The organism is Streptomyces albicerus (assembly GCF_008905045.1).
Lineage (GTDB): Bacteria > Actinomycetota > Actinomycetes > Streptomycetales > Streptomycetaceae > Streptomyces > Streptomyces albicerus.
On record NZ_VWMY01000012.1, the window covers coordinates 183,120 to 197,768 of the forward strand.

General features: G+C 72.0%; 14 protein-coding genes. 4 read left to right on the forward strand and 10 right to left on the reverse strand.

Going from position 1 to position 14,649, the window contains the following annotated elements; genetic code table 11:
- Positions 1 to 29: 29 nt before the first annotated feature.
- Complete coding sequence (locus tag GAS53_RS12805) at positions 30 to 974, forward strand: hypothetical protein (protein WP_151477633.1); 945 nt, start codon at positions 30 to 32, stop codon at positions 972 to 974.
- Here the strand turns inward: GAS53_RS12805 and GAS53_RS57585 are convergent.
- From GAS53_RS57585 to GAS53_RS12820, 4 genes are read right to left on the reverse strand one after another with little or no spacing between them, the layout of a single operon-like run.
- Positions 945 to 1,079 carry a hypothetical protein gene (locus GAS53_RS57585; protein ID WP_263974129.1) on the reverse strand — a complete coding sequence of 45 codons (135 nt, stop codon included), beginning with the start codon at positions 1,077 to 1,079 and terminating at the stop codon, positions 945 to 947. The two genes, GAS53_RS12805 and GAS53_RS57585, sit on opposite strands and share 30 nt — an antisense overlap.
- 45 nt (positions 1,080 to 1,124) lie before the next feature.
- Positions 1,125 to 1,433 (reverse strand): AzlD domain-containing protein, encoded by a 309-nt coding sequence (locus tag GAS53_RS12810; protein ID WP_151477634.1) that lies wholly within the window; start codon positions 1,431 to 1,433, stop codon positions 1,125 to 1,127.
- A complete protein-coding gene (locus GAS53_RS12815) occupies positions 1,430 to 2,188 on the reverse strand; it encodes an AzlC family ABC transporter permease (RefSeq protein WP_151477635.1) in 759 nt (252 codons plus the stop codon). Before GAS53_RS12815 ends, GAS53_RS12810 begins: the two co-directional genes overlap by 4 nt.
- Positions 2,107 to 3,054, reverse strand: a complete 948-nt coding sequence (locus GAS53_RS12820; protein WP_151477636.1) for an AraC family transcriptional regulator — start codon at positions 3,052 to 3,054, stop codon at positions 2,107 to 2,109. The genes GAS53_RS12815 and GAS53_RS12820 overlap by 82 nt, the downstream gene beginning before the upstream one ends.
- A gap of 162 nt (positions 3,055 to 3,216) precedes the next feature.
- On the opposite strand from GAS53_RS12820, the gene GAS53_RS12825 reads away from it, so the two are divergent.
- From GAS53_RS12825 to GAS53_RS12835, 3 genes are all read left to right on the forward strand, one after another.
- Positions 3,217 to 8,163: an ATP-dependent helicase gene (locus GAS53_RS12825; protein ID WP_151477637.1), complete on the forward strand. Its 4,947-nt coding sequence runs from the start codon at positions 3,217 to 3,219 to the stop codon at positions 8,161 to 8,163.
- Between the two features lie 94 nt (positions 8,164 to 8,257).
- Positions 8,258 to 9,070: an Fpg/Nei family DNA glycosylase gene (locus GAS53_RS12830; protein WP_151477638.1), complete on the forward strand. Its 813-nt coding sequence runs from the start codon at positions 8,258 to 8,260 to the stop codon at positions 9,068 to 9,070.
- A 90-nt stretch (positions 9,071 to 9,160) separates the two neighbouring features.
- Positions 9,161 to 9,925, forward strand: a complete 765-nt coding sequence (locus GAS53_RS12835) for an SDR family NAD(P)-dependent oxidoreductase (protein ID WP_151477639.1) — start codon at positions 9,161 to 9,163, stop codon at positions 9,923 to 9,925.
- A gap of 112 nt (positions 9,926 to 10,037) precedes the next feature.
- Here the strand turns inward: GAS53_RS12835 and GAS53_RS56230 are convergent, their stop codons facing one another.
- The 6 genes from GAS53_RS56230 to rimO form a co-directional block, all read right to left on the reverse strand.
- Positions 10,038 to 10,304: a hypothetical protein gene (locus GAS53_RS56230; protein WP_404829212.1), complete on the reverse strand. Its 267-nt coding sequence runs from the start codon at positions 10,302 to 10,304 to the stop codon at positions 10,038 to 10,040.
- Between the two features lie 203 nt (positions 10,305 to 10,507).
- Positions 10,508 to 10,978: a Dps family protein gene (locus GAS53_RS12845; protein ID WP_151477641.1), complete on the reverse strand. Its 471-nt coding sequence runs from the start codon at positions 10,976 to 10,978 to the stop codon at positions 10,508 to 10,510.
- 370 nt (positions 10,979 to 11,348) lie between these two features.
- Positions 11,349 to 11,723, reverse strand: a complete 375-nt coding sequence (locus tag GAS53_RS12850) for a helix-turn-helix domain-containing protein (protein ID WP_151477642.1) — start codon at positions 11,721 to 11,723, stop codon at positions 11,349 to 11,351.
- Positions 11,724 to 11,832: 109 nt separating this feature from the next.
- Positions 11,833 to 12,378, reverse strand: coding sequence for a CinA family protein (locus tag GAS53_RS12855; protein ID WP_151477643.1), 546 nt, complete (start codon positions 12,376 to 12,378; stop codon positions 11,833 to 11,835).
- Complete coding sequence (gene pgsA, locus GAS53_RS12860) at positions 12,375 to 13,121, reverse strand: CDP-diacylglycerol--glycerol-3-phosphate 3-phosphatidyltransferase (RefSeq protein WP_151477644.1); 747 nt, start codon at positions 13,119 to 13,121, stop codon at positions 12,375 to 12,377. The genes GAS53_RS12855 and pgsA overlap by 4 nt, the downstream gene beginning before the upstream one ends.
- Positions 13,118 to 14,608: a 30S ribosomal protein S12 methylthiotransferase RimO gene (rimO, locus tag GAS53_RS12865; RefSeq protein ID WP_151477645.1), complete on the reverse strand. Its 1,491-nt coding sequence runs from the start codon at positions 14,606 to 14,608 to the stop codon at positions 13,118 to 13,120. Before rimO ends, pgsA begins: the two co-directional genes overlap by 4 nt.
- Positions 14,609 to 14,649: the final 41 nt, after the last annotated feature.

Below are 14,649 nucleotides of genomic sequence, written 5' to 3' on the forward strand. Positions count from 1 at the left end.
AGAACGCTTTCCGTCCTACGGTCTGACTCATGGCCGAAACCGGAGCATCCCCACTCCCCCCGACGCCCCCGGCGCACACCCCCCTCGCCCGCGCCGAGCACTTTGTCTGGCTCACCGCGCGCGTGCTGGAGCAGCGCCGTTTCGAGTACCACTTCCTGGGTGGCGGCGCCGACGCTGTCGAGACCGCGCTGTCCGCCTACCGCAACGAGGACGACGGGTACGGCCACGCGCTGGAACCCGATCTGCGCGGCCCGGTCAGCCAGCCCCTGCACACGGGACACGCGCTGCGTGTCCTGGACTCGATCGGGCGCTGCGGCGGGCAGCGGGTGGAACGCGTGTGCCGCTATCTGACCTCCGTGTCGACTCAGGACGGTGCGCTGCCGGCGATCCATCCCAGCCAGCGCGGCTATCCGGCGGCACCCTTCGTGCCGATCGTGGACAACCCGCCCAGCGAACTGCTCGCCACCGGCCCCGTGGTGGGCCTGTTGCACCGCAACGAGGTGTGGCACGCCTGGCTGTTCAGGGCCACCGACTTCTGCTGGCAGGCCGTGGAGTCCCTGGAGAAGTCCCATCCGTACGAGATCGAGGCGGCCGTGGCCTTCCTGGACTCCGCGCCCGACCGCCCACGCGCGGAGGGGGCCGCCGACCGGCTCGGCCGCCTGGTGCGCGAGCACCGGCTCGCGGCGCTGGATCCTGAGCGTCTCGAGGCGTTCCCCGTGTCACCCGGCTACGCGCCCGGAGAACACCACTTCCCGTACGACTACGCGAAGACACCGGGCTCACTCGCGCGCGCGTGGTTCACCGACGAGGAGATGACGCGCTCCCTGGAGTACCTGGTGAGCCAGCAACAGGAGGACGGCGGCTGGCCGATCAGCTGGCGCCAGTGGGCGCCGAGCGCCGCCCTGGAGGCGCGCCCGATCGTGACGATCGAGACACTGCGCACCCTACGGGCCTACGGGCTGCCCGTCGGCTGACGCTCCCTGGGCCTCCAGCGCCGTGACCAGCACGGCCGCGGTGCACCGCCGGGCGCGGGCGTCGGCCTCCAGGACGGCGCACGCGTCGACGTACGTCTCGGTCACGGCGCCCGCGGCCCGGTGGTGCCACGCGCACGCGTGCCGCCGCCCTCAGCCCGTCATCGCCCGCACCCCCGCCGTGACCAGCACGGCCGCGGCCACGACCAACAGGAAGGGGGCTCGCAGCAGCAGCGCCACGGCGGCCGCCGCAAGCCCGGCGGCCTTCGCGTCCAGCACCAGGACGCGCCCGTCGGCGAAGGTCTGCTGGGCCGTCAGGGCGGCCAGCAGGGCGACGGGCAACAGGGCGGCCAGCCGCTGGACGAGCGGCCGTTCCAGAACGCCCGCGGGGACCAGCAGCCCAATGAGCTTGACGGCGTAGCAGCCGACAGCGGTCAGGCCGATCGCGATCCAGATGTTCAACGGTCCTCCCCCGGTACGTCGTCGGGCTTGGCCTGGGTCGTACGTCCCCTGCGGCGGCCCTCCGCCCAGAGAACGGCCGGGGCGGCGAGCGCGGCCACCAGGACGGGAACACCGGCAGGCAGTACGGGCAGCAGTCCGAGCCCCAGGACCACCGCGAGCCCCCCGACGGCCCTCTCCATGGTGGTCTTGAGCATCGGCGCGAGCAGCGCCAGGAAGACAGCGGGCCCGGCCGCGTCCAGACCCCAGGCGTCTGTGTCGCCGATGGCTTCGGCACCCAGCGCGCCGAGCAACGTGGTGAGGTTCCACAGCACGTAGAGCGACAGTCCGGTGACGGTGAAGCCGATCCGTACGCTGCGCCGCGTGGGCTGGGCGAGCGCCACGGCCGTGGTCTCGTCGATGACCCACTGGGCGGCGAACGGCCGCACCGCGCGCGGGAGGGCCAGCAACTGTGACAGACGCAGCCCGTAGAAGGCGTTGCGCACCCCCAGGAAGAACGCGCCCGCGGCGGCCGTGAACGGGTTGCCCCCGCCGGCCAGAGCCCCCACGAGGGCGAACTGCGAGGCGCCGGTGAACACCAGAAGACTGAGGGCGCAGGTCTGCAGCAGCGTGAGCCCGCTGCCCGCCGAGGTCACCCCGAAGGCGAAACCGGACAGGCCGACGGCGACCCCGACTCCTAGGGCGTCCCGTACGACGGCGGCGTCGGGTTTTCCGCCGTCTTCACTGTGTATGTCTGCGAGTGCTGTCTGTTCTGCCACGCCTCGGACGGTAGGAGCAGCCCCTGCCGCGGGTCTTGTACGTTCTTGCGCTCGCGTTGGTACGCCCCCGGCGGCACACCCACGATCCGGGTGAAGTGGCGGTTGAGGTGCGGCTGGTCGGTGAAGCCGACGGCGAGCGCCGCTTCGGCGGGTGCGGTGCCCGTGTCCAGGAGGCGGCGTGCGCGGCGTACGCGGACGTCGGTCAGCCAGGTGTGGGGAGGCATGCCGTAGGCGTCGCGGAATGCGCGCAGCAGCGCGAAGGGGCTGGTCCCGAGGCCGGTGGCCAGCTGCTCCAGGCTGGGCGGCTCGGCCATCCGTTCCTCGAGCACGGCACGCGCGCGTGCCGCGACTCGGGCTCCCGCCGTCCGCAAGGCCCGCTGCGGCAGCGGGCCGCCGTTCAGGCGCAGCAGCCGGGTCACCGCAACCCGAAGAAGTGTGTCGGCGGCGAGCGCGTTGCCCTCGTCCGCGGCGCGCAGCACCTGGTGGACCAGGCCTACGGCGTACGGGTCGTCGAGCACCGGACTGGTGAACCCGGGGGTTCCGCGAAGAGCGGTGGTCTCGGCCGCGATCTCGGCCACCAGCTCCGGTGACGGATAGACCGCCCCGTACCGCCAGCCCTCCGGAACACCGGCACGCCCCGTGTGCGGGGTATCGGGATTGACCAGGGCCAACGCCCCGGCTCCCGCATACTGATCCGCACCACCGTGATGGAAGACCTCGACGCCGTCCGCGATGGCGGCGATGACGAAGTTCTCGTGAGTGTGCCGGACGAAGGTCTTGTGGACATACCGGGCCCGCAGCAGATCGACGCCGGGCAGCTCCGCGTACTGCCAGTGCCGTGCCCGCTCCTTCCCCGCACCCGCCATGCCCTCATTCTCCGCCATCGCGACGGAGACCGGCCGAGGGGCAGCCCCGGCGCCCCGCCGCGGCTGCCCTCGCCACCCACCCCACCGGCAGGCGCGAACCGCCCACCATCCACGTTCGCGCAGGTCAGCGCCATTGTCAGTGGCTGGGTGCAGGATGGACGCATGGTCAGCTCCGCACACCGAGCCCTGAACGGCTTCTCCCCCGCGACCCGCGCCTGGTTCACGGGGGCCTTCTCCGCGCCCACCGCGGCCCAGGCCGGAGCGTGGCGAGCCATCGGCGAGGGCTCTGACGTGCTGGTGGTCGCCCCGACCGGGTCCGGCAAGACCCTGGCCGCGTTCCTCGCCGCCCTTGACCAGCTGGCCTCGACCCCGCCACCGGCCGACCAGAGGAAGCGCTGCCGGGTTCTGTACGTATCACCGCTGAAAGCCCTCGCGGTCGACGTGGAGCGAAACCTGCGCAGTCCGCTGACCGGCATCCGCCAGGAGGCAGTGCGCCTGGGCCTGCCAGAGCCCGAGGTGAAGGTCGGCATCCGGTCCGGCGACACCCCGGCCGCCGAGCGCCGCGCGCTGGCCACCCGCCCGCCGGACATCCTGATCACGACCCCGGAGTCGCTGTTCCTGATGCTCACGTCGGCGACGCGCGACGCGCTGACCGGCATCGAGACAGTGATCCTGGACGAGGTGCACGCGGTCGCTGGCACCAAGCGCGGCGCCCACCTTGCCCTCACCCTGGAGCGGCTCGACGAACTGCTGCCGAGGCCGGCGCGCCGGATCGGTCTCTCCGCCACCGTCCGCCCGGTGGACGAGGTCGCCCGCTACCTCTCGCCGCAGCGCAAGGTGGAAATCGTCCAGCCCGCGTCCGGCAAGGAATTCGACCTCTCCGTGGTCGTGCCCGTCGAGGATCTGGGCGAGCTGGGCGGCTCCCCGGTCGCAGACTCCGACGAAGGGGCCGAGCGACCGTCGATCTGGCCCCACGTCGAGGAGCGGATCGCCGACCTCGTCCAGGCCCACCGCTCGACGATCGTCTTCGCCAACTCCCGCCGCCTCGCGGAGCGGCTCTGCAACCGGCTCAACGAAATCGCGTACGAGAGGGCGACCGGCGAGCCCCTGGAGGAGCACCACGCCCCGGCCGAGCTGATGGGCGGCTCGGGCGCGGCCCAGGGCGCCCCGCAGGTCATCGCCCGCGCCCACCACGGCTCGGTCTCCAAGGAGCAGCGCGCCCTCGTCGAGGAGGACCTGAAGGCGGGCCGCCTGCCCGCGGTGGTGGCCACCTCCAGCCTCGAGCTCGGCATCGACATGGGTGCGGTGGACCTGGTCGTACAGGTCGAGTCCCCGCCCTCCGTGGCGTCCGGCCTCCAGCGTGTGGGCCGCGCGGGCCACCAGGTCGGGGCGGTCTCCACGGGCGTGGTCTTCCCCAAGTACCGGGGTGACCTCGTACAGGCCGCCGTGGTCACCGAGCGGATGCGCACCGGCTCCATCGAGTCCCTCCGTATCCCCGCCAATCCCCTGGACGTGCTGGCCCAGCAGCTCGTCGCCATGACCGCGCTCGACACCTGGCAGGCCGACGACCTGCTCGCGACGGTGCGCCGCGCCGCGCCCTTCGCGTCGCTTCCGGAGTCGGCGTTCACCGCGGTGCTCGACATGCTCGCGGGCCGCTATCCGTCCGACGCCTTCGCGGAGTTGCGGCCGCGCGTGGTCTGGGACCGCGTCGCCGGGACGGTCACGGGGCGTCCCGGCGCACAGCGCCTCGCCGTCACGTCCGGGGGCACGATTCCGGACCGCGGCCTCTTCGGAGTGTTCCTCGCGGGTGCCGACCCCAAGAAGGGCGGCGGCCGGGTCGGCGAGCTCGACGAGGAGATGGTCTACGAGTCCCGCGTCGGGGATGTCTTCACGCTGGGTACCAGTTCCTGGCGCATCGAGGACATCACCCGCGACCGCGTCCTGGTCTCCCCCGCGCCCGGCGTGCCGGGCAGGCTGCCGTTCTGGAAGGGCGACCAGCTCGGGCGCCCGCTCGAACTGGGCCGCGCGGTGGGCGCGTTCCTGCGCGAGGTCGGCTCGCTGCCCAAGGAGGACGCGCGCCTGCGGCTCCTCGCCGCGGGCCTGGACGCCTGGGCGGCCGACAACGTCCTGTCCTACCTCGCCGAGCAGCGAGAGGCCTGCGGTCACATCCCGGACGACCGCACCATCGTCGTCGAACGGTTCCGCGACGAGCTGGGCGACTGGCGGGTCGTCGTGCACTCCCCCTTCGGCGCCCAGGTGCACGCCCCGTGGGCCCTCGCGCTCGGCGCCCGCCTCTCCGAGCGGTACGGCATGGACGCGCAGGTCATGCACGCCGACGACGGCATCGTGCTGCGCCTCCCGGACGCCGACCTGATGGGCCTGGACCTGCTCGACCAGGAACCCGTGAAGCTGGGCACGGAGTACGACTCCGATCAGGCTCCCGTGGGCGCGGCGGATGTCGCGTTCGACAAGGGGGAGGTCAACCAGATCGTCACCGACCAGGTCGGCGGCTCCGCCCTGTTCGCTTCCCGCTTCCGCGAATGCGCGGCCCGCGCCCTGCTCCTGCCGCGCCGCAGCCCCGGCAAGCGTACCCCGCTGTGGCAGCAGCGCCAGCGCGCTGCCCAACTGCTCCAGGTGGCCAGCGAGTTCGGCTCCTTCCCGATCGTCCTGGAAGCGGTCCGCGAATGCCTTCAGGACGTCTTCGACGTGCCCGGCCTCGCGGAGCTCATGGGCGACCTGGAGTCCCGCAAGGTGCGGCTCGTCGAGGTCACGACACCGGAGCCGTCACCGTTCGCCCGGTCATTGCTGTTCGGTTACGTCGCCCAGTTCCTGTACGAGGGCGACTCCCCGCTCGCCGAGCGGCGCGCCGCGGCCCTGTCGCTGGACTCACGGCTGCTCGCCGAACTCCTCGGCCAGGCGGAGCTGCGCGAGCTTCTGGACGCCGAGGTCCTGACCGAGCTGGAGCGCGAGCTTCAGTGGCTCACCGAAGACCGCCGGGCCAAGGACGCCGAAAGCGTCGCGGACCTGCTGCGGATGCTCGGCCCGCTCACCGACGCCGAGCTGGCCGAGCGTGGGGCGGAACCGGAGTGGGCCCAGGAGCTGGCCGGAGCCCGCCGCGCCATCCGGGTCCGGATCGCCGGGGCCGGCCACTGGGCGGCGATCGAGGACGCGGGCCGGCTGCGCGACGCGCTCGGCACGGCGCTGCCCGTCGGCGTCCCGGAAGCCTTCACCGAGCCCGTCAAGGACCCGCTCGGCGACCTCCTCGCACGGTACGCGCGCACGCACGGCCCGTTCACCTCGACCGCGGCGGCGGCACGCTTCGGCCTCGGCGCGGCGGTCACCGACGGTGCCCTGCAGAGGCTCGCCGCGGGCGGACGTGTCGTACAAGGGGAGTTCCACCCGGCGGGGATCGGCCAGGAGTGGTGCGACGCGGCGGTGCTGCGCCGACTGCGGCGCCGTTCGCTCGCCGCGCTGCGCCATGAGCTGGAGCCGGTGCCGCCCGCCGCGCTCGCACAGTTCCTGCCGCAGTGGCAGCACCTGGGCAGCGGGCACGGTCTGCGCGGCCTCGACGGGCTCGTGCGCGCCATAGAGCAGTTGCAGGGCGCTTCGGTGCCCGCGTCCGCGCTCGAGAAGCTGGTTCTGCCGTCCCGTGTCGCGAACTACGCCCCCGCGATGCTCGACGAGTTGACCGCCGCCGGAGAGGTCGTCTGGGCCGGAGCCGGCGCGCTGCCCGGCAAGGACGGCTGGGTCTCCTTGTACCTGGCGGACGCGGCTCCCCTGCTCCTGCCGTCCCCGCATCCACTGGAGCTGACCGCCCTCCACCAGTCGGTCCTGGACGCCCTCTCCGGAGGCTACGGCCTCTTCTTCCGCCAGATCGCCGACCAGATCCGCGCCACCACGCACCCCGATGCCACCGACCCCCAACTCGCCGACGCCATCTGGGACCTGGCCTGGTCGGGCCGGCTGACGAACGACACGCTCGGCCCGATGCGCTCCCTCCTCGGCTCGGGCCGCACCGCGGGCTCCACCGCGCACCGCGCGAAGCGCACGGTGCCCCGCGGGCGCTACGGAAGCCTGACGGCCGCCGCGCGCCCCGCCTCACGGACCGGCCCACCGACCGTCGCGGGCCGCTGGTCCCTGCTCCCCGACCGCGAGCCCGACCTCACTGTCCGCGCCCACGCCCTGGCCCGTACCCTGCTCGACCGGCACGGAGTGGTCACCCGGGGCGCGGTTGCCGCGGAGGGCGTGGAAGGCGGCTTCTCCGCCGTCTACCGCATCCTGTCCGCCTTCGAGGACAGCGGCCAGGCCCGCCGCGGCTACGTGGTGGAGGGACTGGGCGCCGCACAGTTCGCGATGGACGGCGCCGTGGACCGGCTGCGCGCGGCGGCCAACGCCCGCGATCGGGGCGAGACCCTGCCCGATCCCGGATTCCCGGGTACTCCCCCGTCCGGCTACCCGAGCCCGGGCACGCAGGCCCACTCCGAGGGTCCCGCCGGACACCCGGACCCCTTCGCCGACGACCCGGCCTTCCCCGACACCGACACCCTCCGGTCGGGCAGCGACCCTTACTCCCTGGGAGAAGGTTCTGGACCGCCCTTCCCCGGCGGCCCGACACCCGGCTCCGAGCGGGCCTACGCGTCCCCCTTCGCCGAGACTCCCCGTACGGCGCCGCATGCCTTCCCAGGAGGCCCGGCTTCCCGCCCCCGCGCGAATACCGCCAACCGCGCCATCGTCCTGGCCGCAGCCGACCCCGCGAACGCCTATGGCGCGGCCCTCTCCTGGCCCGAGCCCCCCACCGGGGCAGGTCACAAGCCGGGCCGCAAGGCGGGCTCCCTGGTCGTGCTGGTGGACGGCGAGCTGACGCTCTACATGGAGCGAGGCGGCAAGACGCTCCTGGCCTGGCCCTCGACTCCGGACGACGCGCCCCTGCAGGACCCCCGCCTGCGCACAGCCGCCGAGGCGCTCGCCGCGGCCGCCCGCGCGGGTTCCCTCGGCACGGTCACGGTGGAGCGCATCAACGGCGCCTCCGCGCTGACGTCCCCCTTCGGCACCCTCCTGGAAGGAGCCGGCTTCCACGCGACGCCACGAGGACTCCGCCTTCGCGCGTGAAGGGACCGGCCCGTGAAGGGGTCCGCCCAGCACAACCCCGCCCCCTCGCCACCACACAAGACACCCCCACCCGCCCCGTGCCACCCTGGACCCCATGCCCGAAGGAGACACCGTCTGGCAGACCGCCAGGCGCCTGCACACCGCTCTCGCGGGCCGCGTGCTCACCCGCTCCGACCTGCGGGTGCCCAAGTACGCCACGGCGGACCTCACCGGGCGCACGGTCCTGGACGTCACCCCCCGCGGGAAGCACCTGCTCACCCGTATCGAGGGCGGTCTGACCCTGCACTCGCACCTGCGGATGGACGGCTCCTGGAAGGTGTACGCACCGGGCGAGCGCTGGAGCGGCGGCCCAGGTCACCAGATCCGGGTGATCCTCGGCACCGCCGAGCGCACGGCCGTCGGCTACCGGCTGCCCGTACTGGAACTGCTCCGCACCACCGACGAGGACCGAGCCGTCGGCCACCTCGGCCCCGACCTCCTGGGCCCGGACTGGGATCTCGACAGAGCCCTGGCGAACCTTCTGCGCGACCCGGCCCGCCCCCTGGGCGAAGCCCTCCTCGACCAGCGAAACCTCGCCGGCATCGGCAACGTCTACAAGAGCGAGCTCTGCTTCCTGCTCCGCGCGACCCCCTGGCTCCCCATCGGCGACCTCCCCGCCGCACACGCCGCCCAACTGCCCGCCCTCGCCAAGAAACTCCTCGAAGCGAACCGCGACCGCCCGGCCCGCAGCACCACAGGCCGCCGCGACCAGAACCTCTACGTGTACGGCCGCGCACCCCGCCCCTGTCTGCGCTGCCGCACCTCGATCCGCTCGGCGAACCAGGGCGACGGCTCCCGCGACCGACCCACCTACTGGTGCCCGGCGTGCCAGTCGGGCCCGTCCCCGCAGCCCGGGCCGACTCCATGACTGGCGCCCCACCCAGCCCATGACGTACGTCCCAACCCCATCACGCACAACTAATTGACGACCCGTCAGAAATCCTCGTACCGTCCCCTCATGCCCGTCACGGCGTACGACCTCACCGGACGCACCGCATTCGTCACCGGCGCCGCGAGCGGTATCGGCCGCGCCTGTGCCGTCCTGCTCGCGGAGGCGGGTGCCGTCGTCCACTGCGCGGACCGCGATGCCCAGGGCCTCGACGAGACAGCGGCTCTGATCAAGGACAGAGGCGGTGCGGCCCACACGCACGCCCTCGACGTCATCGACCGAGCGCAGCTCGGCGAGGCGGTCGCGGCCTGCGAGCGCCTGGACGTCATGGCCGCCGTCGCCGGGATCATGCACCGCAGCCCGGTCCTGGAGACCCGGGACGAGGACCTCGACCGCGTGCTCGGCGTCAATTTCAAGGGCGTCCTGTACGCCTGCCAGGAGGCGGCCGGCGCGATGATCGCCTCCGGTACGCGCGGCAGCATCGTCACGATGGCCTCGGGAGCCGTGGATACCGGCGGGCCGGGTCTGCTCTGCTACGGAGCGGCGAAGGCGGCCGTCGTCCAGCTGACGAAGACCCTGGCGACCGAGATGGGCCCGCACGGCATTCGCGTCAACGCGGTCGCGCCGGGCTGGATCCGTACGCCCATGACCGACCGCAACGACATCGAGGCCCAGACGCGGACCGAGACACTGATGGCCCGGATGTCACCACTGGGCCGGGTCGGCGAGCCGGAGGACATCGCCCACGCGGTCCTGCATCTCGCCTCCGACGCCTCGTCGTTCACGACGGGCCAGATAATCCGGCCCAATGGAGGCGTGGCGATGCCTTGGTAGAACGCGACAGCGCGCAGCCCCGCGCAACAACACACGCCCTCGCACAACACAACGAGCGGCACCGGACGACCTGCCGCAAGAACACCCAAGCGCCCCGTGACAACACAACCCCTCAGGAAGACCCTCCTCGCCCAAGAAGCGGCCCCCGCCTCCTCCGCCAAGCCTCCAAAACGCGCCGCAACCACTGATCCGACCCGACCGCCCCCACAGCCCGCCCCTTCGGCACACAGTGCACCGGAAGCAGACTCAGTCCCCACCCGCCGGCCGCGACCGCCCCCTCCAGCACCCCGGCGCCCGGAGCGAACACCAGCCGCATCACGGCCCACCACCACAGCCCCCCGACCGCCAGGGCCAGCCCCCACCCGCCTATTCGCCCCATCCGCCCCGCCATGGCACCGCCTCCAGCCCGACGCTAGACCGCCGCGTTCACCCATCGACAGGGCGCACCAGCACGAACGGGGCGCGCCCGGCGCACCGACGGCTCCCACTCCACCGTCGCGCGCCCAGAGCCGAACCCGACGCCGACGTCACCCAGCAAGCCGTAACAACCCTGCAGGCCGAAGCCACGTCGGCGAGCCCACGTCACCCGTTCTCCGCCTGGAACATCCAGTGATGCTTCTCAAGATCCGCGGTGATCCCGATGAAGATGTCCTGGCTCACCGGATCCGCCTCCCCCGTCGCCTCGACTCGCTCCCGCATCCGCCCGATCACAGCCGAGAGCGCGTTCACGAGCGCCCCCACCGCATCGTTGTCCTTGACCCACCCGTCCGGTACGGCCCCGATACCGCTGCTGCTCGCGACGGTCTCGGCACGCCCGTCCGGCGAGACGCCGAGTGTGGAGGCGCGCTCGGCCACGGTGTCGGAGTGCAGCCGAGCGGTGTCGACGACCTCGTCGAGCTGGAGATGGACGGACCGGAAGCGCGGCCCGACGACGTTCCAGTGAATCTGCTTCGCCACGAGCGACAGATCCACCAGATCGACCAGCGCACCCTGCAGCGCCTCGGACACGGTCTTCAGATCGGCATCGGACAGCGGGCTCTTCACGACGTACATCGACATCCTCCGGTCAGCAGCACCCCCGGCCTTGGCCCCCGCCCTCCACCATGGCCGCCCTGCCTCATACCGGCAAACGCGAAAAAAGCCGCACGAGCACACCAGCCGGTTCCAACGGCACCCGTCCAGACCAGTGCACCAACCGGCCCCAACAGCACCCGTCCAGACCAACGCACCAACCGGCCCCACGGCATCCGCCCAGATCGCCACGGCCCCTCGCCCCGGCCCACGCATCCCCGCGACCCGCTCCACCCTGCGGCGCCCACGCAAAAGCCCCGCCCGCACCCCTCCAGGTCTCCCTGGAGAGGCCCCGGCCGGGGCTCTCACACAGTTCTTCTCATCTCAGCCCACAGGCGCGAGCCCGTGAGCGTCAGGCGGCGACGACGTCGACCGCCTCCGCAGGCGCCTTGATGGTCACCCGTTCCGGCGGCACACCGGTCACCGAGACGGAGTTGAGCATTGGGCGTACTGGCGTGCGCACAGGCTCAGTAGCCGCTGCCGACTGGGCCAGCTCGGCGAGGGCGAGCTCGTCGCTCACTTCTCGCATGAGCTCGGACATCCGTACGTCCAGCGCGTCGCAGATCGCGGAGAGCAGCTCGGAGGAAGCCTCCTTCTGCCCCCGCTCCACCTCGGAGAGATAGCCGAGTGAGACTCGGGCGGACGAGGAGACTTCGCGCAGAGTACGGCCCTGGCGCTGGCGCTGCCGACGCAGCACGTCACCAAGCAGGCGACGGAGCAGAATCATCGGTGGCTCCCTCCTCGGACCGCGTAGCCGCATCCTTCTCGCCCCACCGTACCGCCTCGCGCTGCGGCCGTGCGGGGAGCGATGTCGTGTTCACTCAGGGCTGCAAACATCAAAACCCCCCGTTCTGTTCCGTATCCTGTGCCCGCTCATTCCCTGTACGTTCGCCCGCGAGCTGCTCCAGAAGCAGTGCGAGTACGCTCCGTACACTCTCCATACGGATTTCCGTCCGGGCGCCGTTCAACCGCAGCGCCACCACTTTCCCGCCAACAACGCCCTCGGCGGACGCTCCGGAGGGCCCGTCCACGGCCACGAAAACCGTGCCGACCGGCTGCCCGTCCTGCGGTTCGGGACCCGCGACACCGGTCGTCGCGATCCCCCAGTCCGCGCCGAGCACCTTGCGTACGCCGGCCGCCATCTGGGCCGCGACCTGCGGATCCACCGCTCCGCGCTGATCCAGCAGAGTGGCGTCGACACCGAGTACGTCGCGCTTGAGATCGGTGGCGTATGCGGTCACCGAACCGCGGAAGGCCTTGGAGGCCCCGGGGACCGCCGCGAGCTCCGCCGCCACCAGGCCACCGGTCAGCGACTCGGCGACAGCGAGCGTCTCGCCCCTCACTGTGAGTAGTCGCAGCACCTCGGCGGCCGTGGAGGTCACGCTTCCGCCTCCTCGGCGGCGGCCTTCCGCTCGGCCAGTCCCTGGCGGCGCAGCACAATGGCCTGTCTCACATAGTCGAGCCCGGTGACGACGGTCAGGGCGACCGCCACAGCCATCACCCAGAACCTCAGAGTCGCCAGCGGCCCCGTCAGCGCCAGAATGTACATGCCAACGGCCGTGCCCTGCGCGAGCGTCTTCAGCTTGCCGCCGCGGCTGGCGGGGATCACGCCGTAGCGGATCACCACGAAGCGCAGCAGGGTGATCCCGAGCTCGCGTCCGAGGATCACTCCGGTCACCCACCACGGCAGATCGCCGAGTGAGGAGAGACAGATCAGCGCCGCTCCCATGATCGCCTTGTCGGCGATCGGGTCGGCGATCTTCCCGAAGTCGGTGACGAGGTTGTACGTACGCGCCAGATGGCCGTCGAAGATGTCCGTGATCATGGCGACGGCGAAGGCGGCCCAGGCCCAGGCCCGCCACACGGGGTCGTATCCGCCCTCGGCCAGCATCAGCGCCACGAAACCCGGCACGAGGACGAGCCGGAGCATGGTGAGGAGATTGGCGACGTTCCACAGGCTCGCCTGGTTGACGACCGCTGCGCTCAGCTTCGCGCCACGCGGCGTTTTCGAGCCTTGGGCGCCGGAGGCACCCGTAGCAGAGGTTCCCTTACCGGAAGCGCCGGCAGCACCATGCGTACCGGGCGCACCGGGGCCGCCCGCCGCGGATGCCGGGGCTCCGGTCATCTGGCCGCCTCCTCAGTACACACGGTCGAGCCCGGGAGCGGCTCGGCCACCAGATCGACACCTTCCGTACCGACCACCTTCGCCTCGACCATACGGCCGACGGTCAGACCTTCGCTGCTCGTGAACAGCACCTGGCCGTCGGTCTCGGGCGCCTGGTGCGCACCGCGGCCGTACGCAGCGTCCTCCTCGCCGCCGGAACCGGCGGAGCCGACGGACTCGACCAGCACCTGCAGGGTCTCGCCGACGCGCTCCTCCGCCCGCTGCGACACCAGCTCCTCGGCGAGCCGGGACACGCGCGCGAGGCGCTCGGCGACGACGTCCTCGTCCAGCTTGTTCTCGTACGTCGCCGCTTCGGTGCCCTCCTCGTCGGAGTACCCGAAGACGCCGATCGCGTCCAGTCGCGCGCCGTTCAGGAAGCGCTCCAGCTCCGCCAGGTCGTCCGCGCTCTCGCCGGGGAAGCCCACGATGAAGTTGGACCGCACACCGGCCTGCGGGGCCTTGGACCGGATCGTGTCGAGCAGCTCCAGGAACTGGTCGGTGCTTCCGAAGCGCCGCATCGCGCGCAGCACACCGGGGGCGGAGTGCTGGAAGGACAGGTCGAAGTAGGGGGCGATCTTCGGCGTGGAGGTCAGCACGTCGATGAGCCCGGGCCGCATCTCGGCGGGCTGCAGGTAGCTGACCCGCACCCGCTCGATCCCGTCGACGGCGGCGAGCTCGGGCAGCAGCGTCTCCAGGAGCCGGATGTCGCCGAGGTCCTTGCCGTACGAGGTGTTGTTCTCGGAGACCAGCATGATCTCCTTGACGCCCTGCTCGGCGAGCCAGCGGGTCTCACCGAGGACGTCGGACGGCCGCCGCGAGATGAAGGAGCCGCGGAAGGACGGGATGGCGCAGAAGGAGCAGCGCCGGTCGCAGCCGGAGGCGAGTTTCACCGAGGCGACCGGGGACCCGTCGAGCCGGCGGCGCAGGGGCGCACGGGGGCCCGACTCCGGAGCGAGCCCCTCCGGAAGATCGACCGGACCGTGCCCCGGAAGGGCGACCTCCGCGCCCGCGCTCTGCCGCTCGGCGGGGCTGATCGGCAGCAGCTTGCGCCGGTCGCGCGGGGTGTGGGCGGCGTGGATCCCGCCGTTCAGAATCGTCTGGAGCCGGTCGGAGATGTCGGCGTAGTCGTCGAAGCCGAGCACGCCGTCGGCCTCGGGTAGGGCCTCGGCCAGCTCCTTGCCGTACCGCTCGGCCATGCAGCCCACGGCGACCACGGCCTGCGTTCTCCCATGACCCTTGAGGTCGTTGGCCTCCAGGAGGGCGTCGACAGAGTCCTTCTTGGCGGCCTCGACGAAGCCACAGGTGTTGACGACCGCGACGTCCGCTTCCTCGGCGTCCTCCACAAGGTGCCAGCCGTCCGCCTCCAAGCGGCCTGCGAGCTCCTCCGAGTCCACCTCGTTACGGGCGCAGCCAAGAGTGACGAGTGCGACGGTACGGCGTTCAGGCATGGGCTCAAGACTACTTCGTCCTACTGACAGCCCACGTCGAC

Coding starts and splice junctions, on each gene's coding strand:
- GAS53_RS12805 (WP_151477633.1), top strand. CDS start 30: ATGGCCGAAACCGGAGCATCCCCACTCCCCCCGACGCCCCCGGCGCAC.
- GAS53_RS12820 (WP_151477636.1), bottom strand. CDS start 3,054: ATGGCGGGTGCGGGGAAGGAGCGGGCACGGCACTGGCAGTACGCGGAG.
- GAS53_RS12825 (WP_151477637.1), top strand. CDS start 3,217: ATGGTCAGCTCCGCACACCGAGCCCTGAACGGCTTCTCCCCCGCGACC.
- GAS53_RS12830 (WP_151477638.1), top strand. CDS start 8,258: ATGCCCGAAGGAGACACCGTCTGGCAGACCGCCAGGCGCCTGCACACC.
- GAS53_RS12835 (WP_151477639.1), top strand. CDS start 9,161: ATGCCCGTCACGGCGTACGACCTCACCGGACGCACCGCATTCGTCACC.
- GAS53_RS56230 (WP_404829212.1), bottom strand. CDS start 10,304: ATGGGGCGAATAGGCGGGTGGGGGCTGGCCCTGGCGGTCGGGGGGCTG.
- GAS53_RS12845 (WP_151477641.1), bottom strand. CDS start 10,978: ATGTACGTCGTGAAGAGCCCGCTGTCCGATGCCGATCTGAAGACCGTG.
- GAS53_RS12850 (WP_151477642.1), bottom strand. CDS start 11,723: ATGATTCTGCTCCGTCGCCTGCTTGGTGACGTGCTGCGTCGGCAGCGC.
- pgsA (WP_151477644.1), bottom strand. CDS start 13,121: ATGACCGGAGCCCCGGCATCCGCGGCGGGCGGCCCCGGTGCGCCCGGT.
- rimO (WP_151477645.1), bottom strand. CDS start 14,608: ATGCCTGAACGCCGTACCGTCGCACTCGTCACTCTTGGCTGCGCCCGT.